This window comes from Candidatus Symbiopectobacterium sp. NZEC151 (assembly GCF_025962655.1).
GTDB lineage: Bacteria > Pseudomonadota > Gammaproteobacteria > Enterobacterales > Enterobacteriaceae > Symbiopectobacterium.
This window is the reverse complement of the sequence record NZ_JAGFPE010000009.1, coordinates 52,761-79,642: the sequence shown is the minus strand read 5'-3', so window position 1 is coordinate 79,642 and position 26,882 is coordinate 52,761. Positions and strand designations below refer to the sequence as shown.

Annotated in this window: 26 protein-coding genes; 23 read left to right on the top strand and 3 right to left on the bottom strand. The window is 47.9% G+C overall.

Features of this window, described 5'->3' with window-relative positions; all coding sequences use genetic code 11:
- Positions 1-41: 41 nt before the first annotated feature.
- The 8 genes from nifH (at position 42) to J5067_RS21280 (ending at position 7,754) form a co-directional block, all read left to right on the top strand.
- Positions 42-869, top strand: coding sequence for a nitrogenase iron protein (gene nifH, locus J5067_RS21315; protein ID WP_264627778.1), 828 nt, complete (start codon positions 42-44; stop codon positions 867-869).
- A 67-nt stretch (positions 870-936) separates the two neighbouring features.
- Positions 937-2,508, top strand: coding sequence for a nitrogenase iron-iron protein, alpha chain (gene anfD / locus J5067_RS21310; RefSeq protein ID WP_264627779.1), 1,572 nt, complete (start codon positions 937-939; stop codon positions 2,506-2,508).
- Positions 2,505-2,849 carry a Fe-only nitrogenase subunit delta gene (gene anfG, locus J5067_RS21305; protein WP_264645799.1) on the top strand — a complete coding sequence of 115 codons (345 nt, stop codon included), beginning with the start codon at positions 2,505-2,507 and terminating at the stop codon, positions 2,847-2,849. Before anfD ends, anfG begins: the two co-directional genes overlap by 4 nt.
- 11 nt (positions 2,850-2,860) lie before the next feature.
- The gene (anfK, locus tag J5067_RS21300) at positions 2,861-4,249 is read left to right on the top strand and encodes a Fe-only nitrogenase subunit beta (protein WP_264651958.1); all 1,389 of its coding nucleotides are present in this window, start codon (positions 2,861-2,863) and stop codon (positions 4,247-4,249) included.
- 66 nt (positions 4,250-4,315) lie between these two features.
- Positions 4,316-4,759: a hypothetical protein gene (locus J5067_RS21295; RefSeq protein WP_264651957.1), complete on the top strand. Its 444-nt coding sequence runs from the start codon at positions 4,316-4,318 to the stop codon at positions 4,757-4,759.
- Positions 4,756-5,262, top strand: a complete 507-nt coding sequence (locus J5067_RS21290) for a pyridoxamine 5'-phosphate oxidase family protein (protein WP_252120324.1) — start codon at positions 4,756-4,758, stop codon at positions 5,260-5,262. Before J5067_RS21295 ends, J5067_RS21290 begins: the two co-directional genes overlap by 4 nt.
- Positions 5,252-5,893 (top strand): Fe-only nitrogenase accessory AnfO family protein, encoded by a 642-nt coding sequence (locus J5067_RS21285; protein ID WP_264651956.1) that lies wholly within the window; start codon positions 5,252-5,254, stop codon positions 5,891-5,893. Before J5067_RS21290 ends, J5067_RS21285 begins: the two co-directional genes overlap by 11 nt.
- Positions 5,894-6,149: 256 nt before the next feature.
- A complete protein-coding gene (locus tag J5067_RS21280; RefSeq protein WP_319802404.1) occupies positions 6,150-7,754 on the top strand; it encodes a sigma 54-interacting transcriptional regulator in 1,605 nt (534 codons plus the stop codon).
- 176 nt (positions 7,755-7,930) lie between these two features.
- Here J5067_RS21280 and J5067_RS21275 read toward each other — a convergent pair whose 3' ends face one another.
- The 3 genes from J5067_RS21275 to J5067_RS21265 all read right to left on the bottom strand — a co-directional run bounded on the left by J5067_RS21275 (position 7,931) and on the right by J5067_RS21265 (position 12,855).
- The gene (locus J5067_RS21275; RefSeq protein WP_264651955.1) at positions 7,931-10,762 is read right to left on the bottom strand and encodes a hypothetical protein; all 2,832 of its coding nucleotides are present in this window, start codon (positions 10,760-10,762) and stop codon (positions 7,931-7,933) included.
- A 304-nt stretch (positions 10,763-11,066) separates the two neighbouring features.
- Positions 11,067-11,396, bottom strand: a complete 330-nt coding sequence (locus tag J5067_RS21270) for a DHCW motif cupin fold protein (RefSeq protein ID WP_264651954.1) — start codon at positions 11,394-11,396, stop codon at positions 11,067-11,069.
- A gap of 106 nt (positions 11,397-11,502) precedes the next feature.
- Positions 11,503-12,855, bottom strand: a complete 1,353-nt coding sequence (locus tag J5067_RS21265) for a diguanylate cyclase (RefSeq protein WP_264651953.1) — start codon at positions 12,853-12,855, stop codon at positions 11,503-11,505.
- Positions 12,856-13,128: 273 nt separating this feature from the next.
- Here J5067_RS21265 and J5067_RS21260 point away from each other — a divergent pair, with 273 nt between their 5' ends.
- The 15 genes from J5067_RS21260 (at position 13,129) to J5067_RS21190 (ending at position 26,865) form a co-directional block, all read left to right on the top strand.
- Positions 13,129-13,464 carry a gamma-glutamylcyclotransferase gene (locus tag J5067_RS21260; RefSeq protein WP_264628980.1) on the top strand — a complete coding sequence of 112 codons (336 nt, stop codon included), beginning with the start codon at positions 13,129-13,131 and terminating at the stop codon, positions 13,462-13,464.
- Between the two features lie 293 nt (positions 13,465-13,757).
- Positions 13,758-14,513 (top strand): helix-turn-helix domain-containing protein, encoded by a 756-nt coding sequence (locus tag J5067_RS21255; protein ID WP_264651952.1) that lies wholly within the window; start codon positions 13,758-13,760, stop codon positions 14,511-14,513.
- 135 nt (positions 14,514-14,648) lie between these two features.
- On the top strand, positions 14,649-16,202 hold the full coding sequence (gene sctC, locus J5067_RS21250; RefSeq protein ID WP_264651951.1) for a type III secretion system outer membrane ring subunit SctC: 1,554 nt from the start codon (positions 14,649-14,651) through the stop codon (positions 16,200-16,202).
- Positions 16,193-17,323, top strand: a complete 1,131-nt coding sequence (gene sctW, locus J5067_RS21245) for a type III secretion system gatekeeper subunit SctW (protein ID WP_264651950.1) — start codon at positions 16,193-16,195, stop codon at positions 17,321-17,323. The genes sctC and sctW overlap by 10 nt, the downstream gene beginning before the upstream one ends.
- A gap of 36 nt (positions 17,324-17,359) precedes the next feature.
- Positions 17,360-19,408, top strand: a complete 2,049-nt coding sequence (locus tag J5067_RS21240; protein WP_264651949.1) for an EscV/YscV/HrcV family type III secretion system export apparatus protein — start codon at positions 17,360-17,362, stop codon at positions 19,406-19,408.
- 16 nt (positions 19,409-19,424) lie between these two features.
- Positions 19,425-19,826 carry an SPI-1 type III secretion system chaperone SpaK gene (spaK, locus tag J5067_RS21235; protein WP_264628241.1) on the top strand — a complete coding sequence of 134 codons (402 nt, stop codon included), beginning with the start codon at positions 19,425-19,427 and terminating at the stop codon, positions 19,824-19,826.
- Complete coding sequence (gene sctN, locus J5067_RS21230) at positions 19,826-21,118, top strand: type III secretion system ATPase SctN (protein ID WP_264651948.1); 1,293 nt, start codon at positions 19,826-19,828, stop codon at positions 21,116-21,118. The genes spaK and sctN overlap by 1 nt, the downstream gene beginning before the upstream one ends.
- Positions 21,108-21,554 (top strand): hypothetical protein, encoded by a 447-nt coding sequence (locus J5067_RS21225; protein WP_264645814.1) that lies wholly within the window; start codon positions 21,108-21,110, stop codon positions 21,552-21,554. Before sctN ends, J5067_RS21225 begins: the two co-directional genes overlap by 11 nt.
- Positions 21,542-22,513 (top strand): hypothetical protein, encoded by a 972-nt coding sequence (locus tag J5067_RS21220; protein ID WP_264628531.1) that lies wholly within the window; start codon positions 21,542-21,544, stop codon positions 22,511-22,513. The genes J5067_RS21225 and J5067_RS21220 overlap by 13 nt, the downstream gene beginning before the upstream one ends.
- Positions 22,510-23,457: a FliM/FliN family flagellar motor switch protein gene (locus tag J5067_RS21215; protein WP_264645816.1), complete on the top strand. Its 948-nt coding sequence runs from the start codon at positions 22,510-22,512 to the stop codon at positions 23,455-23,457. Before J5067_RS21220 ends, J5067_RS21215 begins: the two co-directional genes overlap by 4 nt.
- Entirely contained in the window at positions 23,441-24,106 is a 666-nt protein-coding gene (locus J5067_RS21210; RefSeq protein WP_264651947.1) for an EscR/YscR/HrcR family type III secretion system export apparatus protein, read from the top strand. The genes J5067_RS21215 and J5067_RS21210 overlap by 17 nt, the downstream gene beginning before the upstream one ends.
- A 15-nt stretch (positions 24,107-24,121) precedes the next feature.
- Positions 24,122-24,376 (top strand): EscS/YscS/HrcS family type III secretion system export apparatus protein, encoded by a 255-nt coding sequence (locus tag J5067_RS21205; RefSeq protein ID WP_264645818.1) that lies wholly within the window; start codon positions 24,122-24,124, stop codon positions 24,374-24,376.
- A gap of 8 nt (positions 24,377-24,384) precedes the next feature.
- Positions 24,385-25,143 carry a type III secretion system export apparatus subunit SctT gene (gene sctT, locus J5067_RS21200; RefSeq protein WP_264645819.1) on the top strand — a complete coding sequence of 253 codons (759 nt, stop codon included), beginning with the start codon at positions 24,385-24,387 and terminating at the stop codon, positions 25,141-25,143.
- 47 nt (positions 25,144-25,190) lie between these two features.
- A complete protein-coding gene (locus J5067_RS21195) occupies positions 25,191-26,246 on the top strand; it encodes an EscU/YscU/HrcU family type III secretion system export apparatus switch protein (protein ID WP_264645820.1) in 1,056 nt (351 codons plus the stop codon).
- Positions 26,247-26,346: 100 nt separating this feature from the next.
- Positions 26,347-26,865, top strand: a complete 519-nt coding sequence (locus J5067_RS21190) for a SycD/LcrH family type III secretion system chaperone (protein ID WP_264645821.1) — start codon at positions 26,347-26,349, stop codon at positions 26,863-26,865.
- The last annotated feature ends 17 nt before the right edge of the window (positions 26,866-26,882 follow it).

Below are 26,882 nucleotides of genomic sequence, written 5' to 3'. Positions count from 1 at the left end.
AGTGACACTTACTCAATGCTTTTATTTATGGGAGAGAAATAATGACGCGTAAATTGGCTATTTATGGAAAAGGGGGGATCGGTAAATCGACCACCACACAAAATACGGCTGCCGCTTTGGCCTATTTCCATGGGAAAAAGGTCTTTATTCACGGTTGCGATCCTAAAGCGGATTCGACCCGCCTTATATTAGGGGGCAAACCGCAAGAAACATTAATGGATATGCTGCGCGATCAAGGTGCCGAGAAAATTACCAATGAGATGGTGGTGAAAACCGGCGTGTTTGATATTCGTTGCGTGGAATCAGGTGGTCCAGAGCCTGGCGTTGGCTGTGCAGGACGCGGTGTTATCACCGCTATCGATCTGATGGAAGATAACAAGGCGTATAGCGACGATCTGGATTTTATCTTCTTTGATGTTCTGGGGGATGTGGTGTGCGGTGGGTTTGCCATGCCGATTCGCGATGGCAAGGCACAAGAAGTGTATATCGTCGCTTCCGGTGAAATGATGGCCATTTATGCCGCCAATAATATTTGCAAAGGGTTGGTGAAGTACGCCAAACAGAGCGGTGTTCGGCTGGGTGGCATTATTTGTAATAGCCGGAATGTGGATGGTGAAAAGGAGTTTATCGAGGAGTTCACCGCGGCCATTGGTACCAAAATGATTCATTTTGTTCCGCGTGACAATATTGTTCAGAAGGCTGAGTTTAATAAGAAAACGGTTACGGAATTTGATTCAGCAGCGAATCAGGCACAGGAATACCGAGAGTTGGGGCGCAAAATTATCGAGAATGATGACTTTGTCATACCGACACCGTTGTCCATGGATCAATTGGAAAAAATGGTGGTGAAATACGGGATGATGGATTAATTCCGCGCTCTGCCCTATTTCCTTGTTCGCCGCCGTTATTCTGCCTTGCCCTTATGGGAGAGAAATTATGCCGTACCATGAGTTTGAATGCAGTAAATGCATTCCTGAACGTAAACAACATGCCGTGTTGAAAGGCGAGGGTGAAGATATCACTTCTGCATTGCCACAGGGATATCTCAATACCATTCCGGGCACCATTTCAGAACGCGGTTGTGCCTACTGTGGCGCCAAGCATGTGATTGGCACACCGATGAAGGATGTTATTCACATCAGTCACGGCCCGGTAGGGTGCACCTATGATACCTGGCAGACCAAGCGCTATATCAGTGATAACGATAACTTCCAACTGAAGTATACCTTCGCGACCGACATGAAAGAAAAACACATCGTGTTTGGCGCGGAGAAGGTGCTGAAAAAGAACATCATTGAAGCCTTTGATGCGCATCCCACGATCAAACGCATGACTATCTATCAAACCTGCGCCTCGGCGCTGATCGGCGATGATATTTCGGCAATCGCGCAGGAGGTGATGGATGAGCGCCCCGATGTCGATATTTTTGTCTGCAACTCCCCTGGGTTTGCCGGGCCAAGTCAGTCTGGCGGTCATCACAAGATTAATATCGCCTGGATCAACCAAAAAGTGGGCACGGTTGAACCCACCATTACCAGTGATTATGTCATCAACTATGTGGGTGAATATAACATTCAGGGCGATCAGGAAGTGATGGCGGATTATTTCAAACGCATGAGGATTCAGGTGCTCTCTACCTTTACCGGTAATGGTTCCTATGATGACCTGCGGGCGATGCACAAAGCGCACCTGAATGTGCTGGAGTGCGCCCGTTCAGCGGAATACATCTGTAATGAGTTACGGGTGCGTTACGGCATACCTCGTTTGGATATTGATGGTTTTGGTTTTGGCCCACTCTCTGATTCGCTGCGCAAGATTGGTTTGTTTTTTGGCATTGAAGACCGAGCACAAGCCATTATCGACGAAGAGGTGGCCCGCTGGAAACCCGAACTGGAGTGGTATAAGGCGCGCTTGCAAGGGAAGAAAGTCTGCCTGTGGCCTGGAGGTTCCAAGCTGTGGCACTGGGCGCACGTTATCCATGAAGAGATGGGCGTGGAAGTGGTGTCGGTGTATACCAAATTTGGTCATCAGGGCGATATGGAAAAAGGGATTGCCCGCTGTGAAGCCGGGGCGTTGGCGATTGATGATCCCAATGAACTGGAGTCACTGGAAGCCATGTATACCCTGAAGCCGGATGTGATCTTTACCGGAAAACGGCCCGGTGAAGTGGCGAAGAAAATCCGGGTGCCCTACCTCAATGCTCATGCTTATCACAACGGTCCTTACAAAGGGTTTGAAGGCTGGGTGCGCTTTGCGCGGGATATCTACAACGCCATTTATTCGCCAATTCATCAGCTCTCGATGCTGGATATCAGCGAACATACGATCCCTGCCGATCGCGGCTTTGCTACGGCACGCATTATCTCGGATAGCGCGTTGAGTGAAGACATCCGCCAGGATCCCAACTTGCGGGAGTATACCGGCGGCTTTGACAGCGTGACTAAATTACGTCAGCGCGAATATCCCGATTTTTCCCAAGACAGGCCGCAGCGACAGGAGGCGGTATGACCCAGGAACAACAGGTTGAAGCGCTGGTGGATTACATCATGAAGCACTGTCTGTGGCAGTTTCATTCCCGCAACTGGGATCGGGAAAAGCAGAACGCCGGTGTGTTAGGTAAAACCCGGCAATTGCTGTGCGGTGAAGCGGTGGATCTGTCAACGCCCGCCGATCGCTGCTACTGGGTGGATGCGGTGGTACTGGCCGATACCTGGCGCAAGCGCTTTGATTGGCTGGCGGAAATGCCCGCTGACGCTACTGCCACGCTGATGCACGCGTTACATCAGCGGCTTGATTATTTAACCATCACCGGTTCGTTGAATGCCGAACTGACCGACCAGCGCTATTAATGAGGTTAGCCATGTCCTGTGAACTGAAAGCGAAAGATCGCACCGGGGTCATCAACCCCATTTTTACCTGCCAACCGGCAGGGGCACAGTATGTGAGTATCGGCATCAAGGATTGTATCGGTATTGTGCATGGCGGCCAGGGATGCGTGATGTTTGTCCGTTTACTGATTTCTCAGCATCTGAAAGAGAGCTTCGAAATAGCGTCATCATCGGTACATGAAGACGGAGCGGTGTTTGGTGCACTGGATCGCGTAGAGCAAGCGGTCGACGTTTTACTGATGCGTTATCCCCATGTCAAGGTCATCCCGATTATCACCACCTGTTCCACTGAGGTGATTGGTGATGATGTAGATGGCGTGGTACGCAAGCTCAACGATGGGTTGCTCAAAGAGAAATTCGCCGGTCGCGAAGTGCATCTGATTCCTATCCATACGCCAAGTTTTGTCGGCAGCATGATCAGCGGGTACGACCTGGCGGTACGCGATATCGTTAAGTATTTTGCCCGAAAAGGGGAGCCTAACGGCAAGCTCAATCTGATTACCGGTTGGGCGAACCCCGGTGATGTGACGGCGTTGAAGCATCTGCTCTCGGAGATGGCGATTGATGCCACTGTACTGTTCGAGATTGAAGATTTCGACTCACCGTTGATGCCATCCGGTAATACCGTGTCACACGGCAATACGACCATCGCCGATTTGACGGACACGGCCAATGCCAGCGCGACGCTGGCACTCAATCGCTATGAAGGGGGCAAGGCGGCGAATTATCTGGCAGATAAGTTCCAGATCCCGACCCTTATTGGCCCGACGCCGATTGGTATTCGTAACACGGACACGTTGTTGCATAACCTGAAAACCCTGACGGGAAAACCCATTCCGCCTTCACTGGTGCGGGAGCGTGGGATCGCCCTGGATGCCCTGACAGACCTGGTGCATATGTTTCTTGCCGACAAACGGGTAGCGATTTACGGCAACCCCGATTTGGTGATCGGGTTGGCGGAATTCTGTCTCGATCTGGAAATGAAGCCAGTGCTGTTGCTGCTGGGCGATGACAATGCCGGGTATGTCAACGATCCCCGCATTCACGCGCTGCGCGATGGGGTGTCCCATGATATGGAGATCATTACCAATGCGGATCTCTGGGAGATGGAGCAGCGTATTACCCAAAACGATCTGCAATTGGATCTGATCCTCGGGCACTCTAAAGGCCGTTTCACCGCGATTGATAACCAGATACCCATGGTCAGAGTCGGTTTCCCTACCTATGACCGGGCGGGACATTACCGCCATCCGGTTGTCGGGTACGCCGGGGCTATCTGGTTGGCGGAGCAAATGGCAAACAGCCTGTTTACCGACATGGAATACAAAAAGAACAAGGAGTGGTTGCTTAACGTCTGGTAAGTCGGCGGTTTCCGTTCTTGCGACATGTCATCAGGCACCGGGAATCGGTGCCCTGTTCGGGAGGAAATGATGTCAGGATTGCTGTTTGAAAGCGATGAACAACGGTTCACGCGGTGTTATGAGCATGCGCGTGGCTATCACCGCCGCGCCCTGTTGTTGGCACCACAATCATCGTCTGTCAGTCTGGTGTTTAACGTGGCATCGCTGGCAGTGGAGTGCTACCTGATTGCCCTGTGTGCGCTGCATAACATCATGCCGATGAATCACAACTACCGTAGCCTGCTGACCAGTGCCTCGGAGAAAGTGACGTTTACCTCGGCGTTAAGCGAGGATATTGCCGCGCTGGATGCACTTTTCGGCATTTGCTCCATTGATGATTACTACCATGGCACGCCGGACGAGCAGGATAAAGCGCGCATTCTTTCCGTGTGTGAGGCATTGGATGCACTGATTGTGGCGGAACAAAAACGCTCACCGGCGCTTGACCACTTGCGGGAGAACAGAGGATGAATACGCCTGTTAACCCGGCGCTGGCCGATTTCCCCCATCACGACATGCGGCGGGATGAACGTGAGATCACCGATCCCACCGTACTGGATGCCATTTTGCGCGAAGAGCGCGTGATGTACATTGCGCTGGCTAATAATGATGTGCCCTTTCTGGTGCCGGTTTTCTATGTCTGGGATGGCACCGCGCTCTATTTTCATTCCGCGCGCAGTGGCAGCAAGATTGAATGGCTTAAACGTAACAATACCCTGTGTTTTGCCATTTCTCATTATGGAGGCGTGGTAGAGGATGCGCTGGCCTGTAACTTTGAGGCGCGGCATCGAACGGTGATTGGGTTGGGGAAAGCACAGTTCATCAACGATAATCAGGAGAAAATCCCCATTTTGCAGCGATTGATGGCGGGGTTTACCGATCGCCACTACGCGTTCCCTGACGCCAATCTGCAAGCCACGCTGGTGATACGCATCAACATCGACGCCATGAGGGGGAAACAGCATGGCTTTTGATAAGGGCCGGCTCCCCCCGCTTTACATCGCCGCGTATCTCGACCATCAGGGAATGATAACGGCGCTCGGGCAGCCCGGCGTGGCGACACTGTTTGTCCCGTTACGTTCTGGCTGGCAATGCTGTCGTGAAGTCCCTTGCCCATCAACCGCATCAATGTCATTGGCGGCTTTGCGTCAGCAAACCGTGACGATGCTGGAGGCGTTACCTGAGTGTCGTCACATTGTCGCGCGGGAGATTCAGGGCGTGTTGCTGGCCTGGCTTGATGGCAGAGGGATCACCATGTGGCGAGGCAGCGGCAAACCGGCTCCGCTTCTCGATGGTATCGCGGAGCGTATCCACGCCTCCTCGCCCGTGACGCCACTCCACCCTGAGACCTATTTTCAGCCGGGCAAACAGAGCGGGGATTTTCACTTCAATCTGATAGAGGCACTGGCAAACAGCCATGAGGGGCACACCTCACGGCGGTTATTACAACCCTTCCTGCAACAAAAGCAATTTCGACGTCTGGATGTGATTTGCGATCATTTACCGAAGTGGTTTGCCACGCTTGATGCGCGTGAATTCAGCATTGTGAGTGAGCCGCGCGCAGATGGAACATTTTGTGTCGTGGTGATGCCACGGCATGTCTGAAAACGTTCGTTAACGTCCCAAATAGAACAGGAATGTTCTTAACAGAACATATTGCCGGGGCGTTGGAGGGTGAGGTGGTTTTTATCTCATTAATTATCAATTGATTACAAAAAAGTTGGTTTTGCCTGCATTGGCGCTGATTTTGCAGGTTTTTACCGGGACTGTGCATAAGAGCCTGCGACTAGGATAACAATGCTTCTGACCTGATGTGATTCACTCTGCTACGTAAGAATGGGGATTTGTCGGGAGAGATATAATGCGCCTGGAAAGAAAACGTGGTGTGACGGATATGCTGTCCCCCTTGGAGACACCGCTGTCTTTCAGTTGTAAATTGGGTGAATGTCGTTCAGAACTGATGCCGCTGCTGTCTGAAGTCAGCAAAGTGGTGAGCACCGAGGGCGATCTTTCCAAAACCCTCAAACTGGTCCTGCAATTGATGCAAAAACACATGCAGGTGATCCGCGCGATGATCACGCTGTACGACACCAGCAGCGATCGCATTTATATCCATGAAAGTTACGGACTCTCTCCGCAAGAAGTGGAGAAGGGGGTCTACCTGCCGGGGGAAGGGATCACCGGACAGGTGATCGAAACGCGCCAACCGGTGATTGTGCCGCATGTGGCCGACGATCCTCTATTTCTCAATAAAACCGGCAGTCTCGACAAAACCCGCGACGGGGCGTTTTCCTTTATTTGTGTGCCGATCATTCGCAGTTCCAAAGTGATGGGAACCATCGGCATCGAACGGGTCTATCACAATCATCAACTGCGCTACCTGGATTTGGAAGTGCTGAAAGTGATTGCGGCAATTATCGCGCAGGCCGTTGAATTGCATCTGCTTGAACAAGCGCATCAGAAAGTGCTGTTAGCGGCATCTTTGCACCACCACACCACAGATACACTGCGGCCTGCCAATATTATTGGCAATTCGCGGGCCATGCAGTCGGTGTACCGATTGATTCGCAAGGTCAGCCCGGCGCGTACTACGGTACTGATTCTGGGTGAGAGCGGCGTTGGCAAAGAGCGGGTATCGGCTGCGATTCACCATAGTAGCCTGTGTGCAACCGGCCCTTTTATCACCTTCAATTGTGCATCATTGCCGGAAAGTGTGCTGGAAAGTGAACTGTTTGGGCATGAAAAAGGCGCATTCACCGGTGCGATATCGCGCCGTGCTGGGCGTTTTGAAGAAGCCAATGGTGGAACCATTTTTCTAGATGAAGTCGGGGAGTTGTCGTTATCGGCGCAGGCCAAACTGTTACGTGTGATTCAGGAGCGTAGTTTTGAGCGCGTGGGCAGCAATGACACGCTTCATGTCAATGTGCGTATTCTGGCTGCCACACACCGTGATTTGAGTGAAATGGTGAATAAAGGGTTGTTTCGTGAGGACCTTTACTACCGTCTTAACGTGTTTCCCATCACTATTCCGCCGTTGCGTGAACGCGGTAATGACATTCTGATTCTGGCGGATTACTTCAATGCCCGTTTTGCCCGAGATCAGGGCGTGGAAGTGCCTACCATCGCCACGCCTGCACTGAATATGCTGCTTAACTACGACTGGCCGGGAAACGTCCGGGAGTTGGAGAATGTGATGGAGCGGGCGGTATTGTTATCCGATGAAGGGGTTATTCATAGCTACCATCTTCCGTTGTCATTGCAGCCGATTCTGGAACACCTTGTGGCGGAAGAGGGGTTGGAGGCACGGGTCTCCCAGATTGAGTACGATTTAATTGTTGAAGCGCTCTCAATGTTTCAGGGAAACATCTCCCGAGCGGCGGAACACCTTAATATCACACGTCGTGCATTAGGGCTGCGGCTGGATAAATATCGCCTCAACTATAAGCATTATCGTAACAGGGCGTGAGTGCCGCGTGCCGCAGTAGTGGCAGAACAATCCCTGGTTGCGTCCTGCTAGGCTCTGCTGTTCCACTGCGGCACGATAGTGATTGCACCCAGTATTAAGGCGCATTGGGGTAACACATTCCGTACCTAAAACCAGTGCTTGCGCGCGGTTTTTACTTGCCATCAACTAATTGTTTTTTACTCTCTATTTTCTATAGAGGGCTTTTTTTTCTTCCAAGCTATGTCATTCAAAACTCTATCAAAATCTGATATGCCTTTCGCATTCATTTTCTGCTTTCCACTGACATCAGCATTGAAGTATTTTTCTTTTACGTTACTAATATCTATAGGAAAAAATGACTCTGATGCCGAGTCCCACAGAATATTTAGAGAATGAAGGTCTTGATGTATGATGCCGAGGCTGTTCAACCTCTCGATCATATCGACAAATTTCACATCGGCATCATGCGGTAATGTTCCTCGCGGTACAGAATGCAGTGTTTGGCCGGGAATTCTATACATTCTGACACAGGAGTTCCCTTTATCATTGACAAAGTGCATGGCAGCCTCTTCACCATAATATCGCTGAAACATCTCGGTCTCATGTTTGGATATTTTTTCTGCCACGAGATGACTCGGTGATTTATATAATTTGATAAGATATCTACTGTCATCCGCATCAACAAAAACCTCTCCAAACACACCCTCGCCTATTTTATCTCCTAAGTTAAAACCAGTTTTATTGTTGGGTAAATCTAACTTTTTCTCCCCCGCAAGCCGGGACGATGAAGAAGCATTATCCAATGGTGTGTTTTTCTTGAACATTCTTGACCACAAAGGCGGTTTCCCAGTGTTCTTAATCTCCAATGCAAATGAATAATCACTGAAGAGCCCACTTTTAGTAAAGTTATACTCAGAAAGCAATTTTTGTGCAGACGATTCGGTGTAACCATCAACGTCCTTGAGTACATTGAGTGCTGTTTTTCTTTCTTTACCGCTCAATCCAACTTTTAATATATTATCCAACCTCTCGTTAATATTTTCTTTGTAAAACTTATTTTTCTTAAATCGAAGTGTCATCGTCGGGATATCCACTGCATTAAGCAGAAGAAAACGGTTACTATCTACCTTTTTTACATGAATGAAATGGTTGTTGATATTCAAATAACTATTATTATTTTCGTCCCATCGCAACCCATTCTTATCCGGAGAAGAAAGATTCGTCACATCGATATTATGAATAAACATATCTGAAGTAATCTGCTTTTCCAGCGAACTTGACACATGAACAGACGTTGGACGCTCAAATACCCAGCGACCGCCGTCCCATGACACTAAATAGTGTTCTTTATCAGGGTGATTAATATTATGAACCTCATAATGAACGCCTTGTCCGGGAGAAACAACTTCTCTCACTGGCACAATTTCTCCATTCATTTCAATATACCGTCCCCAAGTATAATGTGAGGTGTCGTCAATTTTCTCTGCGCGATAAATCTTTCCCGAACCATAATACTGTGCGTTATTATTGGTGTAGGGAATGTAGTTGAAGTCCCTGTCTGGCTCAATGCGGAGCGTGTTAATGATATTTTCCTGTTCGCGGGTAAACACCGGGTGCTGATTATGCGTACTCATGTGCCAGGTTTTGGATAATGGTTCAAGGTATACCGGAACATACTCGTGAGAGCCTGAGGCTTTTCGCAGTACGATCTCAAACTTTCCCTCTCCATTTTTTTTCAGGTCGTAGTATTCTCCGTACAGCGGTATCTGCTTTTTCCCTTCCCTCACTTCAACATTAAGATGGGTGGCATCGAAGGTGTCCGCATATCGCCACGCGAGCGTGTCCTCATCGACAATCACCTTTCTCTGCAATAACTCAGGTTTTGCGGCATAAGGATGGTATGTCATAAATTCATTGGGTTTATCCGTCGGTTTCAGAAAAATCGTTTGGCCTTCGGTATGGATAGCGGTATTACCGGGTTGAAGCTCAAGTAAAATTTCTTTCTTAATCCCATTTTTCGGATTTCGGACATAATAAGCCGCCCTGTTCTGGCCCGGCGTAGTATGCCGCAATTCAGTCGGTCTCATTTTACGGGCAACACCACGGGATTTGAACGCGATACTATCAACATCGAGAGATGTTGCAATCTCAGCAATATTTAGTCGAAGAAAGCGTTCAGCACAAATCTCATCACCTTGATTTTTATAGTACTCACGGCGTTTTGCATTCGCAATGAGCTTACCAATTAACGGTTTTATCCCCAGAGTCAGCAGATCCGCCACAATATTTAATCCATCGGCTGTGCCCCGCGCATCGGGCGACGGGCCACCTTCTGTATCATCATAAATCATTCGAAAGGGGTTCTCTGCTCTCTGGGCTTGAAATAAAAGCAGTTTTCCTTCGTTCTCGCCTTTAGCGTTAAGTATTTCTTCCTCAAAGGCGCAGTGTTCTTTTATATGTTCTGCGGTTCGAGGATCGAACTCAGGCATCAATGCTCGCTTCATTCGCGCTGTGCTATCAACCAGTGGAGTAATAAAGAGAGGACCGGTTTTTGCCCACTGTTTCAATGACAGCTCAAAATCCTGACCTTCTTCGGTGGTTAATTGTCCATCAGACACCAGATAGTGCTTAATGGCCGCAATCAGCGCATTCTTCTTTTGATCATCAGAGAGAATGTGGCTGTTTTCAATAAAATAATTAGGTTTGTCAAGCGACGTGTCATTATCTATCATGGAAAATGGATTCTCTTTATAAACAACAGAGGCAGAATCAGAACGGTGTAAAAAATTAAATAACAGCATGAGTTGAAGGGTTGTTGCCATTTCGCCTCTTCGTCCGAAAAACGACGTTGAGGACGGGTTCAGTATTCTCGGCGAATTTTCAATATGGCTAATTTCGGAAATGAAACCATGAACATTTACAGAGGGATTTGAATTAATTGATTCTAAAGATTTCTCATGCTTATTCTGGCACGTTTGATCGTGATAGCATGCTGTGGATAAATGATGCTGTATGACTGAAATAGACATTCTTTGACTCCATTCAAAAAGAATGGACTATAGGCATCGTATTTACGCCATCGTTATTAAAAAATAATCTCAATTAAGGATTATCGCAATTTTCGCTCTTCCTTTGAGGGAGTGTTTATTATTCAAACACAGTGTAGATATGAACAATTCTATTATTTTCACCGATAAAAAAGCCAGCGCGTTCGCGCAGGCTTCTTCTTGGTTAGCGTAGATTAATCTTTACTTTGCGCGTGTATTTCCTGCACCGAAGTTACCTTCTTGGTCGTATCTGCATTGAGCGCCACACAACATACCGTCTGCGTTTTCAGTCAACAATAAACAGTTTTGCCCCTTTGGGGGATGTGGAGCGATGCGCTTCTGCCTGGTCCGCCACTTGATAGCTGACACCCGGCGTTAGGGTAAAGGTTCTGCCGTCATCCAGTTCGGTAATCAGCTCGCCTTCGAGGCAAAGAAGAACGTGTCCTTTTTTACACCAGTGATCCGCAATATATCCCGCAGAGTACTCCACCATTCTTACTCGAATATTGCCGAAATGCTGTGTCCGCCATAATGCATGGCCGACGTCGCCGCTGTGGGTTGTTGGTTCAATCTGTGACCAATCGGTGATACCAAACGGAATATTTGCCATGTGCATCTGGAGGTTACCTCGTTACGATTTGCGTGCAAGACCCTCATTGTTAGCAGATGTCATTACCCTGCTTCAAGTGAAGTCTCCATTACCTTTTCTTATCGCATGCGTATCACTGTGTAAGTGGGTGACCGGGGGCGTTCCGTTGATCGTCATCCAGGGCGGCCACCACCCGGTTTCGCCCTTGGTTTTTGGCGGCGTAAAGGGCGGTATCAGCATGGTGTATCAGTCCGCTGGCAATCATATGCAGCGGCCTGTCTTCCGGACTGGTCTGATCGTTGTTCAGCGTCGCCACGCCGATGCTGATCGTGAGATAGCCCGTGGCGCTGGCGCTGTGCGGTAACCGCAACGCATGAATGTTTTCTCGTAGGCGCTCGGCAACGGTTAACGCTCCCGCTTTGTCGGTATGCGGTAAAATCACCAGAAACTCTTCGCCACCGTAGCGGCTAACGTTATCGTCGCTGCGCAATCGGGAAGAGAGCAGCGTTTTTGCTACCGTGCGCAGGCAGTCATCTCCTGCCTGATGGCCAAACGTATCATTATAGTGTTTAAAAAAGTCGATATCGGCGAGACACACCGAGAGCGGAATACGTTTCTGGAGGGTGTGGGTAATTTCTTCAATCAGGTATTCATCCATCTTGCGGCGGTTGAACAGTCCGGTAAGGTGGTCGTGTTGCGCATATTGTTGCAGCACTTTATTGGCATCGGCGAGCTTTTGCTCTGCCTGACTGCGGCGGGTGATATCAACCCAGGTGACGGAAAGTCCCACCACGTTCTCGCTGGCATCCCGCACCGGTACCGGCTGGGTGTAATAGCAGCGATCGAGCCAGGTGACCTCACGGCTAGGGATGTCCCACCCTTTATCGGCCAGCGTGAAATCGGTTTCAAATTGGGACCAACAATCGGGCATCACTGTGGATACCTGGAGTTCCGATGCAGGTTCGTCGGCGTGATTCAGCAAACGCATCATGGCCTTGTTGGACATCACAAGACGACCCGCGCGATTGATCATGCAGAGGGCAACCGGCGTGGTGTCATAGATGGTTTCCAACTGCAAAACCCGTTCTCCAAGCGTTGAGATATTGCGGTCAACGCCGCGATAACCGCGTAGCTCACCGTCGGGACCAAACAGCGGAATGCCGCTGGTTTCCAACACCACAATACGGCCATCAGCCCGACGATTGCGATTGACCAACCCCGAGAACGGTCTTTTGGCCGCAACAATTTCACCGAACGTTTGCCCAACGCGTTCGGCTTCACCCGGCGGCATAAAATCAAACGGTGTTTTGCCTATAACCTGTTGCGGTGTAAATCCCAGTAGTTCGGTGACCACTTCAGAGACCCAGGTATAACGGCCCTGTGCGTCAACTTCCCATACCCAATCAGAGTTGTGATTGAGCAATTCAAAGAGATGGTTTACATCGACCTCATTGAAGCCCAATGGTTTTTCTTCATCATTTTTCATTATTATCGGTACGTCCAAAATGTATGCAGGCAATTGGCGCAATAGAATAAGAATACACGTTACGGAGAGCAGAAAGTATCTGGTATTGATGAAATGGATTTAGAAATATTACCGAGCCAACCGGCACTGAGACCCAGTGGACTGCATTGAGGCAAGGTCGGCTAGCTCCTCGACAATATTGATAATGACAATATTACTGCGTTACGGTAAACCTACTGCGATGCTCCTGCCGTCGGGGACAGAGCAGAAAATTGTTAACAGGACAGGAGAAGTATGGACAGTCTTTTTGTATACGGCACGCTGATGCCCGGGTGTGAAAATGCACATTTACTCGAGTCGATAGGTGGTTCCTGGGTGCAGGGTTCCGTGTGCGGTTCGCTGCTTGATGCAGGATGGGGGGCCGGTATGGGGTATCCTGGGATTGTTCTGGATGACACTGGAAACCGCGTTGAAGGATATTTGTTTTACTCGGCGCGCCTGGCGGAGCATTGGGATGCACTCGATGAATTTGAAGGTGAGGAGTATGCCAGAGTGCCGGTAGACGTCACGACAAAAGACGGAGAGATTGTCACCGCTTTCATCTACACGGTGGTACCCGAAGCACGCTAGTGCGGCGGCATTATGACTGTCTTTCCACCTATGGCGGTGGGCTTGCTATAAAAAAAGCGTTTTTTACGTACCTCCAGCCCACTGTCATTATCTTTAATTCTGTCAATATTGATTCGAACTATGTCCATTTATCTTTAATTATCTTTATGAAATAAAATATAAAAAAAGCTATTTCCCCCTATAATTTGATGGCGGTGCAGGAAGCGATAAGGCCAGTCATTATTATCTCATCAGGAATGCCATTGGCGAGACTTTATACTGCATCGAACGTTTGGATGCAAAAGAGTTTATCAATGGAAGATATGGGGCAATACCGTCAGCTCAATGCTGGCGAGGAATATCAGTTCTCTCAGTACACTTTATTACTGATACAGAACAATGGGCAAGAATGTCACCTTCGCTTTCGCGACAAAGCCAATACGGCGGTATGCGCGATCCCGGGTGACCAGCGACGTTTGCTTGCCATCGCACCGGCCTTGGTGACCGTGGAGCGCGGTGAATTACAGTGTTTATTTCTTGATTTTACGTTGCTGGCAAAACTGCAAGTGTTTATCGATAAATCAATGAATAAAGAAAGTATTCACTGTCCACGAACGCTGATGGCAAGCATGCCAACGACACTTGGCAACGAGCCTGAGCAGAAGGAGATCGAATATTGGCTACTTCATCAGACGTTGTTGGGGAATGAGGGCCTGACGTGTTTTTCCAATGTATTGAGACAATCTGAATGGTATGCCCTGGTTGAGTTTCTTTTTGATTCTTATCGAAGTAATTCCACCCAGCGTTTGCAGACGCTCTGTGCACGTTACGGGCTCTCCGTTTCTCATTTTCGACGTTTATCGCGGCGCGCATTGGGCAATACGGCAAAATCTGCACTACGTGATTGGCGTCTGGGGCAGGCACTGTTTGAATTGGTTAACGGCGATAATAATTTAACGACTATCGCCATGAATCATGGATATGCATCACTTTCTCATTTCTCCAATGAGGTGAAAGAAGTGATGGGTGTTTCGCCAAGGAATTTGAAGAAACTATTGCAAGCGAGTTAACGTAATATGAGTACAGCTTTTTCGACAAAAATACGGGCCTCAATAGCCATATTACTGGTTGTGTTAATGCCAATACAGGCATTCGCAGAAACAGTAAATGAGAATAATGACGCCTCTCGCCAGGGAAGCGGATATATGGCCCGGCAGGAGAGTGTGAATGGCATTTTTGATGCCATCTCTGCGGCGATGAGAAAACCCGTCATTTTAAGTAAGCTGGCGGCACGTAAGAAAGTCACCGGTGAGTTTGATCTGAGTCGTCCGCAGGATGTGCTGGTATCGGTATCCGAGCAGCTGGGGCTGATTTGGTACAGTGATGGCCAGGCTATTTATGTCTATGACGCAACGGAAATGCGTAATGCGGTTATCGTTTTACGTAATACTTCATTCAGCGTGGTTGAAAGCTTTTTGAAGAATTCAGGTTTGCACGATCCCCGTTTCCCTCTGCGCTCGGATAATCGCAATGCCACTTTTTATGTGTCTGGTCCGCCAATCTATGTCGACCTGATCACCAGTACGGCGAAATATCTCGATCAAAAAAGTGATACGTTTGACGGGCGGGAGAGTATTGCCGTCATTCAGTTACACAACACCTTTGTAGAGGACCGTTCATTTAAATACCGGGATGAAAAAATCGTCATTCCAGGTATTTCGACGGTAATTAATAAAATTATCAGCACCGGTCCGACAGCAGGGAGAAGCATGCAGGTGGTGCCGCGTAAACCGGTGAAAGCCGAGTTGGATACCTCCGATCTGCCGCAGGATTTGCTCGACAGCTATGCTCATGAAGATGCGATGGCCACGTCGAATATTTCACATAATGCCAGTGAAGTGAATGTTATTGCCGAGCCGGGAACCAATAGCCTTTTAGTGCGGGGAAGCCCTGAGCAGGTTGAATATATCCGTAACCTGGCGAAAACCCTGGATATCGCCAAGAGGCATATTGAACTTTCCGTTTGGATTGTGGATTTACAAAAAGAAGCATTCGACAACCTTGGCGTTCAGTGGAGCGGTAATCTGAATGTCGGAGGCAATCTGGGTATTTCGCTGAACGGCGGCACCAGTACCATTGACGGCGCCAGTTTTATGGTTACGGCATTGGCGTTGAGTGAGAAGAAAAAAGCCAACATTGTTTCCCGCCCTATGCTGCTGACCCAGGAAAATATTCCGGCCATTTTTGACAACAGCCGAACCTTCTATGCCAGCCTGGTGGGTGAACGCACAGCCCAGTTAGAAAACGTTACCTACGGTACTTTGGTCAGTGTGCTTCCTCGCTTTACCGCGAACGGGGAAATAGAAATGATGCTGAACGTTGAAGATGGTAGCCAGTTTGATACGACCAAAACCAACGATTCCACGTTACCTGAAGTGGGCAGAACCAATATCAGCACCATCGCTCGCGTGCCGAAAGGGAAAAGCTTGCTGATTGGCGGATATACCCATGAGGAAAGAAGCACCGTGGAAGGGAAAATACCGTTGTTAGGTGACATTCCTCTGCTTGGCAAAATGTTCCAATACTCTCGCGACCGAGAATCAAGCATGGTTCGGGTATTCCTGATTCAGCCACGAGAGATTGATGCACCGTTATCACCGGATGCACACACGATGATTAACGATATACGCAACGATCTTGGTAACGATCAGTTGCAAAACTGGATGACCAATTATTTGGACAGCCAAAAATGGCGATAAGCGTTGGGCACGGTGGCTCTACTCTCCAGCTTCAGATGGCTCGGCGAGAGAAGCAGCAGGCAGAAAAAAACAGTTCTGCTGAACAGAACAATGTTTCATCCGGCGATGAAATGCAGGATATGGAAGATCTTTCTCCCGCTGCCAGAGCGCAAAAGTTGCATAACGCAGCGGATGAAATGTCGGCTGTTGCGGGGCGTTTCCGCCAGCGCAGAGAATATGAAAAGAAATCCAGCGCGATGGAGGAAAGTAGCTTCGATCGCGTATTAGATGATGATGCTCAGCCGAAGGTGGGCAAGCTGATTCAAGCCCTGAATGGGAAAGAAGGGGCCGCTGTTATGCGTTTTTTACAACAGGCGCGCGCATTGTTTCCTGATGAGAGCGATCTGGTGATGGTATTACGCGAGCTTCTATACCGACGAAACCTGGATGAAATACGCCGGAAACGTCTCAAAGCGTTGCTGTCCCAGGTTGAAAAAGAAGCGGATCCCAAGCGTCTAAAAGCCGGAATTAATGTTGCGTTAAAGGCGCGGTTATTAGGCACGACGCTCAAGATGACTCCCGCATTACTGCGCGAGAGCTATCGACGCTTTTTAGCCAATGATGATACGGATCTGATGCAGTACCAAACGTGGATATCGACCTACGGCGTTGAAAAACGCGGGATCCTGACCACGTTTATGGAAGATGCGCTGTTGGCGGATATTGACGCAGCCGATCCCAGTTGTAGTCATTCGGAGTTTTTCTTTCTTCAGGAAAGAATAAAGCAAATCAAGCGTATCCGATCGAGTGATATTTTGTTTGTGCAGGGGCTACTCACCAATACCGTTATTCGCGATGTGGATGAGAAAGAGGAGACCTGGCTGCTATTGCTCTTTGGCATGATCGAACACCCCGATGATGTGGATATGCTGCTTTCGCAAACCGTTGGTCGTCATTTACGTTTTGCTGAGCATAAGAATCGAGCGATAGTTTTACAAATGATCTACTACTATTGCAAAAAATTACCTCATGAAGTTTTTTTTTCAGAGGAAGAAAGAATAAAATTACTGATGTGTTTCGAAGAAAGACTCAATACCGCGTTATATCACGAACGAATTGAACAGCGGAAAGCCGCACCGTGATTTCTATGAATAAGTTGATTAAAATAGGTTGATAGGATGATTGGTTTTTTAAATCGGGTAAGGAACCATCCGGAACTCTTTATTCTTATATTGATTGTTGTGATCATTTCTATGTTGGTGATTCCTCTGCCAACCTACTTGGTCGATTTCCTGATTGGGTTAAACATTGTTTTGTCCATTCTGGTTTTTTTAGCGTCGTTTTATATTGATAAAATACTGAGCTTTTCAACATTCCCCGCCGTATTGTTGATTACGACGCTGTTTCGATTAGCGTTATCCGTGAGTACCAGCCGCCTGATATTAAACGATGCGGATGCGGGTGACATTATTTCCACCTTTGGTGAATTCGTTATCGGGGAAAGCCTGGTCGTTGGATTTGTGATTTTTGCAATCGTCACCATCGTGCAGTTTATGGTGATTACCAAAGGTGCCGAGCGTGTCGCCGAAGTGGCGGCTCGTTTCTCTCTGGATGGCATGCCAGGCAAGCAAATGAGCATTGATGCGGATTTGCGTGCGGGCTCCATCGACGCGGAAGATGCCATGTCCCGGCGCAGTGTGGTCGAGCGTGAAAGCCAGCTCTACGGCTCTTTTGATGGCGCAATGAAGTTTATCAAGGGCGATGCGATTGCCGGAATCATTGTCATCTTCATCAACTTCATTGGTGGCATCAGCGTCGGGGTATCCATTAATGGCATGGATATGTCAACCGCGCTCTCTACCTACACGATGTTGACCATCGGTGATGGCCTGGTTGCTCAAATCCCAGCGCTGTTGATCGCCATCGGCGCCGGTTTCATTGTCACCCGTGTTAATGGCGATGGCGACAACATGGGGCGCACCATTGTTGATCAGCTGTTCACCAACCCTTCGGTACTGGTGATAGCCGCGATTATTGCCTTGGGCATCGGCAGCCTGCCGGGATTCCCTTTTTCTGTCTTTATGATTTTGGCATTGCTGCTCGCCGGACTTTACGGTTATCAACGTTGGAAAAACAACAAGGCACAGGTCGATCTGGAGGCAGCAGCGTCACATCAACGTTATGAAGGGGATGTGTTAGCCGAAGGGGAAAGTTCACTCGGCATCATTAACAATCTGAATAATGTTTCAGCAGAAACGGTCCCCCTGATTCTGGTCGTTAACAAAAGCGATGAACAGATACTGGTAAAGGCGAACATTACTGAACGCTTTCGCAGTCAATTCTTCATTGACTATGGGATAAACCTGCCAGAAATAACGGTGAGAGCGTCCGAACACATAGAGTCTGAAACTGTATCTGTGTTAATCAATGAAATCAGCGCAGAGCGTTTTCAAATAAAATTCAATCAATACCGCGTGGTTAACGGCTCTGAAGAGCTGCTGCAACTTGGGATACCGGTATCTACCATTGAAAACATGCAATGGATTGCCGAAGAACAGCGGGACTCTGTTGCGGCATTAGGGTATCAGCTGCGTAGCGGTATTGATGAAATGTATTACACCTTGGCCGCAGTGTTGATTCGTCACGTTAATGAGTATTTCGGTGTTCAGGAAACAAAGCATATTCTCGATAAAATGGAAGAGAAATACCCTGACCTGATGAAAGAAGTGATGCGTCATGCCACTATTCAGCGAATTTCTGAAGTATTACAGCGCCTTTTGAGTGAACGTATTTCGGTGCGTAATATGCGGTTAATTATGGAAGCACTTGCCCAATGGGCACCGCGTGAAAAAGAGGTTATTTCCCTAGTAGAGCATGTACGTGGTGCACTCTCACGTTATATTTGCCATAAATTCTCTGTGGGAAATTCGCTGCGCGTGATTATGTTATCTGCGGAGTTTGAAGACCAGATTCGTCAGAGTATTAGAAATACCTCAACGGGAGTGTTCCTGCATCTGGAGCCTGCTGTGGCAGATGAATTGATTGATCGGTTTGCACTGGCCATGGAGAGTGTCGCGATGTCTTGTAAAGATTTAGTTGTGCTCTCTTCGGTCGATATACGCCGTTTTCTAAAGCGTTTCCTGGAGTCACGCTTTAAAGATCTTGAAGTGATGTCGTTCGGTGAAATAACCGATACGGTGTCAATCAATGTTGTGAAAACCATTTAATAAAGGAATAACTGAAATGTATATTGATATTGTAACGTTGGTTCGCGATGCGCTACTGCACAGTGGAGTGGATGAATCCATTCTGAGTGATTTTGATGGTCATTCAACCATTGCGCTCGATTTTGAAAATTATCCCAGTTTGTTAATCAGTAATGTTGATGGGCAAATATGGATCTGGTCTCAGCTCAGCGAAAACACCCCCGGATTATTGCAGCAAAAATCAGCGCAAATTCAGGAAAAAATTATGGATGGGTGCCATTTTGCGATGACTGGGCAATTACAGATTTCCATTAACAATGACACCATTGAATTAAAAGGATTAGTACATCCTGACTATCTGGCTGACGGCGTGCGCTTTGCTGATGCAATGGACGAATTCTTCCAACTGCAAGACGCCTTTTTGGGGGTGATTCGCTAATGGCGAACCGGCAGCTCTTACGTCAACAAGCACATCCTTTGCGCCTGTCTGGCTCCATTATTGAAGCGCGGTTGCCCGGCGTGACTGTCGGGGAAGTCTGCGAGGTTCGCCAAGGCTGGAGCCAGCCAGAGATTTTGGCTCGTGCTCAGGTTTTGGGGTTTCATGGTGATACCACACTGCTGAGCTTGATAGGCAATGCGCAAGGTTTGTCGCGAGAGGCGGTAATTTGTCCTACTGGGACAGGGCTGTCGGTAGGACTTAGTCACGACCTGCTGGGTTGTGTGTTGAACCCCTTCGGTGAGGTTGTGGAGCGATTAGCGGGAGAGGAGCGAGGCTTTGCCTGGCAGCGTCGCACCATTGATGCGCCGCCCCCATTGTACCAGGACCGAGTAGGCATTCAGCAGCCGTTTTTAACCGGAATCCGGGCCATTGATGGGCTGATCACCTGTGGTGTGGGCCAGCGCATGGGCATTTTTGCATCGGCTGGGTGCGGGAAAACGACTTTGATGCACATGCTTATCGAGCAATCACAAGCCGATGTTTTTGTGATAGCGCTGGTGGGTGAACGTGGGCGTGAAGTGACTGAATTCATTGAAGCATTGCGCCAGTCCGATCGTCAGAGCCAGTGTGTTTTGGTGTACGCGACTTCAGATTATTCATCGTTGAATCGTTGCAATGCCGCGCAGGTTGCAACCACGGTTGCTGAATATTTTCGCGACGCAGGCATGAATGTCGTGCTGTTCCTGGATTCGATTACGCGTTATGCCAGGGCACTACGCGATGTGGCGCTGGCAACGGGCGAATCACCGGCGCGGCGCGGTTATCCGGCTTCGGTATTTGATGCCTTGCCCAAGCTATTGGAACGCCCGGGAGTCACCCAAACGGGAAGTATCACGGCCTATTACACCATTCTTTTGGAAAGTGATGATGAGCCCGATCCCATTGCGGAAGAGATTCGCTCAATCCTCGATGGGCATATCTACCTGAGTCGCAAATTGGCGGCCAAAAATCACTATCCGGCGATTGATGTGCTGAATAGCGTTAGTCGCGTCGCGAATCGGGTTTGTGACAGTGAACATCTTCACTATGCGGGCGAACTGCGTCGCGTTTTAGCAAAAATTGATGAGCTGCAACTCTTTGTCGATCTGGGCGAATACCAACCGGGTGAGAATGAAGAGAACGATCGCGCGATGAATAAACGCGATCGCTTGTTTGCCTGGCTAAAACAACGTGTCGATGAACACGCTGATTTCAATACGATAACTGATGAGATGATACGTCATGCTTCGTGAGATGAAAACGCTGGTTGGGCACGTTGCATTAAAAATTCAACGTAATGATGTTTTGCTCAATAGAAAAAAAAGTGAGCACAACACATTAATCACCCAGATAGATAGCTACGAAAAAGAGATCTCTGCCATTGAGATGCTCAGCCGAAGTTTGTATCCCGGAGGCGAAACCAATAAAGCAAAAATCTTCGCGATACAACGGCGACAGGGTGCACTCAAGAGAAAATTGGCGGACATCAAAGTTCAAAAATCTCAAAAAATTCTTGAACAGGAACAATGTGAACAGGAGCGTCTGGCGATATTCGAAAAAAGAAAACAGCTGGACAGAAAGATAAAGAAATATGAATCGCTACAACATCAGGTTCGCAAAAATAAGCGCATCAGAGATGCCAAAATTGAAGATAACGAGATAGAGGAAAGAATATCATGGCGACGTTAACTGGAGTAAAAGCCATTTTTTCCGGGAGCAATCCCGGTATGGAAGAAAATGCGACGCAAAGTTTAGAACACATTGTTTTAAATGCCATAAAGCAAAAAGCAAAACAGGGGAAGAAAGGTCACGAGGAAAGTGCCTTACCCCCTGTGGCACTTTCTCACGCCTCGCTATGCGCAACACTGCCGGAACTGCATGCCAGTCTGGGCAAATGGAGCGAAACCGGACGAAGAAAAGTCAATCTGCCGATGCAGCCAGAAACGCGCACGGCGGTGAGCAGGGCAACCAATAGCAACGTTACTGAGGCGCAGCTCGCTAAGGGTATACCAACGAGTAAAACAGCAGTACACCATGATTTATCCGCCTTTTCTGCCGGTGCGGGAGAAAAAATGGCGCTAGTCGGTGGGTTGCAGGGGCAGTCTGGCGCCATGGCACTTCAGGAGCGTCGTGATATGCCACTTTCCCACGCGATAGTGAGTCAGGTTCAGGTAGCCGATGCGACTGTTTTGCCCTCTACCGGTGCGCCTTCAGACGCGCCTGGCCCCAGACCTGAAAGAGAGCATTCACCCTCTGGTATTCCGCTAACCAGCGATGCGCAACACCGCGCCTTCACGGGGGATACTGCGGCACGTGGTGCTGATAACGCGTTCGCAGGGACGGGCCGGCAGACGCTCCCCTCTGAGGCAATGCTCAGAAACCTCGGTAACGCAGCGTTAAATGAGACCACGTCAGAGAGCCAATTATTGTACCGCTTTTCGGATTGGGGTGATGGCCATCAGGTCAATGTGCTGTTAGGCGGGCACGCCAAAGCACCGCATGTTTTGCACGTGTCTGATCCGTTGGTTCACCAGCGATTAGCGGATTATGAGGGCCAGGGGCAAGGCGATCCGGAATGGGTGTTTTCTGAGGAAGATGAGCAGCCAAAGAAAGAGCAAAACACCTTTGCCGATGAGGAAAATGCGTGATTGGTCAACATCTACGCGGCTATTCACAGCGCGAGCTAGCCGAGCGTCTCAGCGTGAAAGCGTGGCAGGACCAAGGCTTTGACGTGTGTCAGCGCCTGGTGCCCGGCAATCACCTGCTGCATTTTATCGCAGATAGCGGGTGGGAAGGCATTATCGATCTGGAGAGATGGTTTTGCCACCGAGTGCCTCAAAGCGCGGCACTGTCGAGTGCATCGTGGTCGCCAGCGCAGTTGGAGACCCTGTTCATTAATTGCGTAAAGCCTATTGATGGGTTGCCGCAAGACCTCGCCTACCAACGTCTGGAAAGCAAAGGTCGGGTGGAGACATCATTTGTTCCACCGCAGGCTTACGCCTGCATGACATCGCAAGGGCGCGTATGGCTGCATCGCTTTCCTTCCCACCCACCGGTGGATAAGGGTATCCGCCATTTAAATGCGGACGCCTTGCCTTTATCCATCCAGTTTCAAATTGGCTACAGCCATATTTCAACGGCTCTGCTGAAACGGGTTCAGCGTGGTGATGTGATATTGGTGAATCATGAAGAATGCACAGTTGCCTCATCAAACCATGTTTTGGGGCGCTTTATCAAAATTGAGGAGGGATTTATGTTTGATGAAACGGACGGTACTGCAATGTCAGAAAGTGAAGGCGAATTGTCGTTGTCAGAGCAGATAAACGAGGTCGCGGTTACTCCGGTACGATCGCGTGACGAGATTAAAGTAAAGCTCAATGTGGTATTGCAACAAAGCACCCTCACCGTTGCGGAATTAGAATCCTTTTATCACGGTCAGGTTATTCCGTGTCACCCTGATGCAGAACAGAATATAGCCATTATTGCTAATGGTGTGCCTGTTGCCAAAGGTGAGTTGGTGTGGATTGAGGATCGTTTGGGTATTGAAATAAAAGATATTTATCAAGAGGCTGGTGATGTCTCACGGCAATGATATTTCTCTGATTGCGATACTGGCATTTTCAACGCTTCTTCCTTTTTTGATCGCATGCGGAACGTGTTATATAAAGTTTTCCATCGTTTTTGTTATGGTGCGCAATGCGTTGGGACTTCAGCAAGTCCCTTCAAACATGACATTGAATGGCGTAGCGTTGATTTTATCCTTTTTTGTCATGTTACCCGTGGTGAAAAATGGCTATGAACAACTTCAGCAAGCCAATGTCGATACCAGAGACAGCCAATCGGTTATACACTTTGTTGAAAACGGCCTGGATAGTTATCGGGATTATCTTGAAAAATATTCGGATGCTGAATTGGCTCAGTTTTTTGAGCGAGCTCACCTTCAACGCGGAGATAACCCCGATAGTGAAGCACATGAAGAAGAACGTACTTCTATCCTCGCATTATTGCCCGCTTATGCTTTAAGTGAAATAAAGAGTGCGTTTAAGATCGGTTTTTACCTCTATCTGCCATTCGTTGTTATCGATTTATTGGTATCCAGTATTTTGCTGGCGCTCGGCATGATGATGATGAGTCCTGTGACAATTTCAGTCCCCATTAAATTGGTACTCTTTGTTGTGTTAGATGGATGGACGCTATTGTCGAAAGGGTTGGTAACACAATACCTGGAATTGGCGTCATAGACGTGGAGAGTCATCATGGATGAAATAGCGTTCGCAGGCAATAAAGCGCTTTACCTGATTTTGACAATGTCTGTATTACCCATTGCCGTAGCCACAATAGTAGGGCTTCTGGTGGGTCTATTTCAGACGGTAACTCAGCTTCAGGAACAGACATTGCCTTTTGGCGTCAAGTTATTGAGCGTAGCATTGTGTCTGTTTCTTATTTCCGGGTGGTATGGCGATATTATGCTGAATTATGCTCGCGAAGTAATAAGAATTGCACTTGCGTGATAAGTACTATGTTTACTGGACTGTTTTTCGATCTTCACACCTGGCTTTATGAAATGGCTATGGTATCTGCTCGCCTGATGCCTGCGTTTATATTGCTGCCGTTTTTCAACAATAATACGTTGACTGGCGCTATCAGGTTACCCGTTGCCCTGCTCACTGGTAGTGTGTTGTGGCCGCACACGGGAGAAGCGATAGCCGGGTACGATAACATCTGGTTTTTGATTTTAATCGGTAAGGAGTTAGTTGTTGGCCTGATTATTGCTGGTTTTCTGTGCTTACCGTGTTGGGTTATGCACGCGACGGGCAGTTTTATCGACAATCAGCGTGGTGCAACCCTGAGTAGCAGTATTGATCCACTTTCAGGCGTGGATACTTCCGAGCTGGCTAACTTCTTCAACCTCTTTGCTGCCGTTATCGTGTTGCAAAGCGGCGGGCTGCTGTTAATGCTGGAGGTTTTCGAGAAAAGTTATCAATTATGGCAACCTTATCAATTGGATATGCCGGCATACCGTACCGTTATCGGCTTCCTTACTTTGGTGGTGAAGAATGGCGTTATTCTTGCGAGCCCTCTAATTATTATCTTTTTGTTGTCTGAGCTTTTCTTGGGGTTGCTGGCACGGTTTGCTCCCCAGTTGAATGCCTTTGCGCTGGCACTGACGGTTAAGAGCCTTATTGGATTCTTGCTGTTACTGCTCTATTTCACCCCCATATTGCCCGACCGCATTATTGATTTACGCCTTTATCCTGTTGATCTACTTGGCTGGTGATGTAGTGGTTATCAAGTAAGCGTGAACCTGACGTACAAAGGGAATTTATGTCTGGAAGTAAAACGGAAAAACCGACTGAAAAAAAGAAAAAAGACGCGGCGAAAAAAGGTCAGTCGTTTAAGAGTAAAGATTTGGTCATTGCTTGTCTGATATTGCTGGGCGTGCAATACCTGATTAATTTTTCTGGTGTCTTCGAGTTGATGTCCATGTGGCGACTCGTCATCGAAAATGGCTTCACTCATGATGCACTGGGCTATGCTGAAGCGATGTTTTGGACGGGGCTAAAGTTATTTTTACCTTTCTTATTGCTTTGTATTGCTGCCTCAGTGTTTCCAACGCTATTGCAGACCGGTTTTTTACTTGCCAGTAAAGCGCTAAAACTGAATTTTAATGCGCTGAACCCAGCTAACGGTTTCAAAAAGTTATTTAGTTTGCGTACGATAAAAGATGTCATAAAAACCTTACTTTTCCTGACGAGTTTTATCATCGCCGCTATGATATTTTGGAACAAACACAAACATATGGTTTTTTCTCAGCTCAATGCTGAACCTGTACAAATATTCCTGGTATGGGGGAAACTCTTTGGCGCATTAATCTATCTGTGTTTATCCTGTGCGCTTTTGGTGTTTGTATTGGATGCGCTTGCTGAGTACTTTCTTCATATAAAAGAGCTCAAGATGGACAAGCAAGAGGTTAAACGAGAGTTCAAAGAGCAGGACGGCGATCCGGAAATAAAATCTAAGCGTAAAGAACTGCATGCTGAATTATTGTCTGAACAAGTAAAAACTGACATTGAAAAATCAGCAGTGATTATTGCTAACCCAACGCATATTGCCGTGGGGATCTATCTCAATATGGAGGTGGTAGGTATTCCATTTATCTCTGTACTTGAGAGAAATCAGAGGGCGCTTGCCGTCAGAGCTTACGCCGAGAAGGTGGGGGTTCCTGTTGTTGAAGATATTAAGTTGGCACGACGAATATTTAAAACACACCAACGATACTCTTTTGTCAGTCTTGAGGAGTTGGACAATGTCATTGGTATCCTTGTGTGGTTGCAACAAGTTGAAAATGCTTGGAAAAATGAAGATGCATCACCACCGTAAACACACGGTGAATGAGCGTTCTTTATGTGAATATCAAATAAACGCATGGTTTAATAACGGTCATCAGCAGTAAGCGATGACCCTACTGAGGAGAGTAAAAATGGAACAAAATACCGGTGTTATCACGGAGCAGGAAGCAGCGCTATTAATGACGGCAACATTGGAACATGGGGCGACATTAAAAGAAATTCATGGCATTACTGATGACATGATGGAAAATGTTTATGCGTATGCTTATCAGGCGTATAAAAATGGCCAGTTAGATGAAGCGGAGAATTTGTTCCATTTCCTTTGCCTCTACGATCTTAAAAACCCAGACTACTTTATTGGTTTGGGGGCCGTTAACCAGGTAAAGAAAAATTACAGCAAAGCGTGTGATTTTTATTCACTGGCCTATGTCATGGCTGACAGTGATTTCAATCCTGTCTTTTATTCTGGGCAGTGTCAACTGCTCATGGGCAATGTCGTTAAAGCATTACAGTGCTTTGATATTATTTGCTCACGCTGTGAAGATTCATCTTTAGTTGCCAAAGCTAAAACGTATATGAGTACTATTCGGCAAAACATGGGAGAGGGTGAAGCGTTAAATAATGCTAAGCCCTCTGAGGAAACAGTTTAATTTCATAGGCCTTAAAT

Excerpts from the sequence above, each read along its gene's own strand:
- anfG (WP_264645799.1), top strand. The coding sequence starts at position 2,505 with ATGACCCAGGAACAACAGGTTGAAGCGCTGGTGGATTACATCATGAAG.
- J5067_RS21290 (WP_252120324.1), top strand. The coding sequence starts at position 4,756 with ATGAATACGCCTGTTAACCCGGCGCTGGCCGATTTCCCCCATCACGAC.
- sctN (WP_264651948.1), top strand. The coding sequence starts at position 19,826 with ATGGCGAACCGGCAGCTCTTACGTCAACAAGCACATCCTTTGCGCCTG.
- J5067_RS21280 (WP_319802404.1), top strand. The coding sequence starts at position 6,150 with ATGCGCCTGGAAAGAAAACGTGGTGTGACGGATATGCTGTCCCCCTTG.
- J5067_RS21270 (WP_264651954.1), bottom strand. The coding sequence starts at position 11,396 with ATGCACATGGCAAATATTCCGTTTGGTATCACCGATTGGTCACAGATT.
- J5067_RS21210 (WP_264651947.1), top strand. The coding sequence starts at position 23,441 with ATGTCTCACGGCAATGATATTTCTCTGATTGCGATACTGGCATTTTCA.
- J5067_RS21260 (WP_264628980.1), top strand. The coding sequence starts at position 13,129 with ATGGACAGTCTTTTTGTATACGGCACGCTGATGCCCGGGTGTGAAAAT.
- sctC (WP_264651951.1), top strand. The coding sequence starts at position 14,649 with ATGGCCCGGCAGGAGAGTGTGAATGGCATTTTTGATGCCATCTCTGCG.
- anfD (WP_264627779.1), top strand. The coding sequence starts at position 937 with ATGCCGTACCATGAGTTTGAATGCAGTAAATGCATTCCTGAACGTAAA.
- J5067_RS21255 (WP_264651952.1), top strand. The coding sequence starts at position 13,758 with ATGGAAGATATGGGGCAATACCGTCAGCTCAATGCTGGCGAGGAATAT.
- J5067_RS21240 (WP_264651949.1), top strand. The coding sequence starts at position 17,360 with ATGATTGGTTTTTTAAATCGGGTAAGGAACCATCCGGAACTCTTTATT.
- J5067_RS21205 (WP_264645818.1), top strand. The coding sequence starts at position 24,122 with ATGGATGAAATAGCGTTCGCAGGCAATAAAGCGCTTTACCTGATTTTG.
- J5067_RS21190 (WP_264645821.1), top strand. The coding sequence starts at position 26,347 with ATGGAACAAAATACCGGTGTTATCACGGAGCAGGAAGCAGCGCTATTA.
- J5067_RS21220 (WP_264628531.1), top strand. The coding sequence starts at position 21,542 with ATGGCGACGTTAACTGGAGTAAAAGCCATTTTTTCCGGGAGCAATCCC.
- J5067_RS21285 (WP_264651956.1), top strand. The coding sequence starts at position 5,252 with ATGGCTTTTGATAAGGGCCGGCTCCCCCCGCTTTACATCGCCGCGTAT.
- J5067_RS21195 (WP_264645820.1), top strand. The coding sequence starts at position 25,191 with ATGTCTGGAAGTAAAACGGAAAAACCGACTGAAAAAAAGAAAAAAGAC.
- spaK (WP_264628241.1), top strand. The coding sequence starts at position 19,425 with ATGTATATTGATATTGTAACGTTGGTTCGCGATGCGCTACTGCACAGT.
- sctW (WP_264651950.1), top strand. The coding sequence starts at position 16,193 with ATGGCGATAAGCGTTGGGCACGGTGGCTCTACTCTCCAGCTTCAGATG.
- nifH (WP_264627778.1), top strand. The coding sequence starts at position 42 with ATGACGCGTAAATTGGCTATTTATGGAAAAGGGGGGATCGGTAAATCG.
- J5067_RS21265 (WP_264651953.1), bottom strand. The coding sequence starts at position 12,855 with ATGAAAAATGATGAAGAAAAACCATTGGGCTTCAATGAGGTCGATGTA.
- J5067_RS21295 (WP_264651957.1), top strand. The coding sequence starts at position 4,316 with ATGATGTCAGGATTGCTGTTTGAAAGCGATGAACAACGGTTCACGCGG.
- anfK (WP_264651958.1), top strand. The coding sequence starts at position 2,861 with ATGTCCTGTGAACTGAAAGCGAAAGATCGCACCGGGGTCATCAACCCC.
- sctT (WP_264645819.1), top strand. The coding sequence starts at position 24,385 with ATGTTTACTGGACTGTTTTTCGATCTTCACACCTGGCTTTATGAAATG.
- J5067_RS21275 (WP_264651955.1), bottom strand. The coding sequence starts at position 10,762 with ATGTCTATTTCAGTCATACAGCATCATTTATCCACAGCATGCTATCAC.
- J5067_RS21225 (WP_264645814.1), top strand. The coding sequence starts at position 21,108 with ATGCTTCGTGAGATGAAAACGCTGGTTGGGCACGTTGCATTAAAAATT.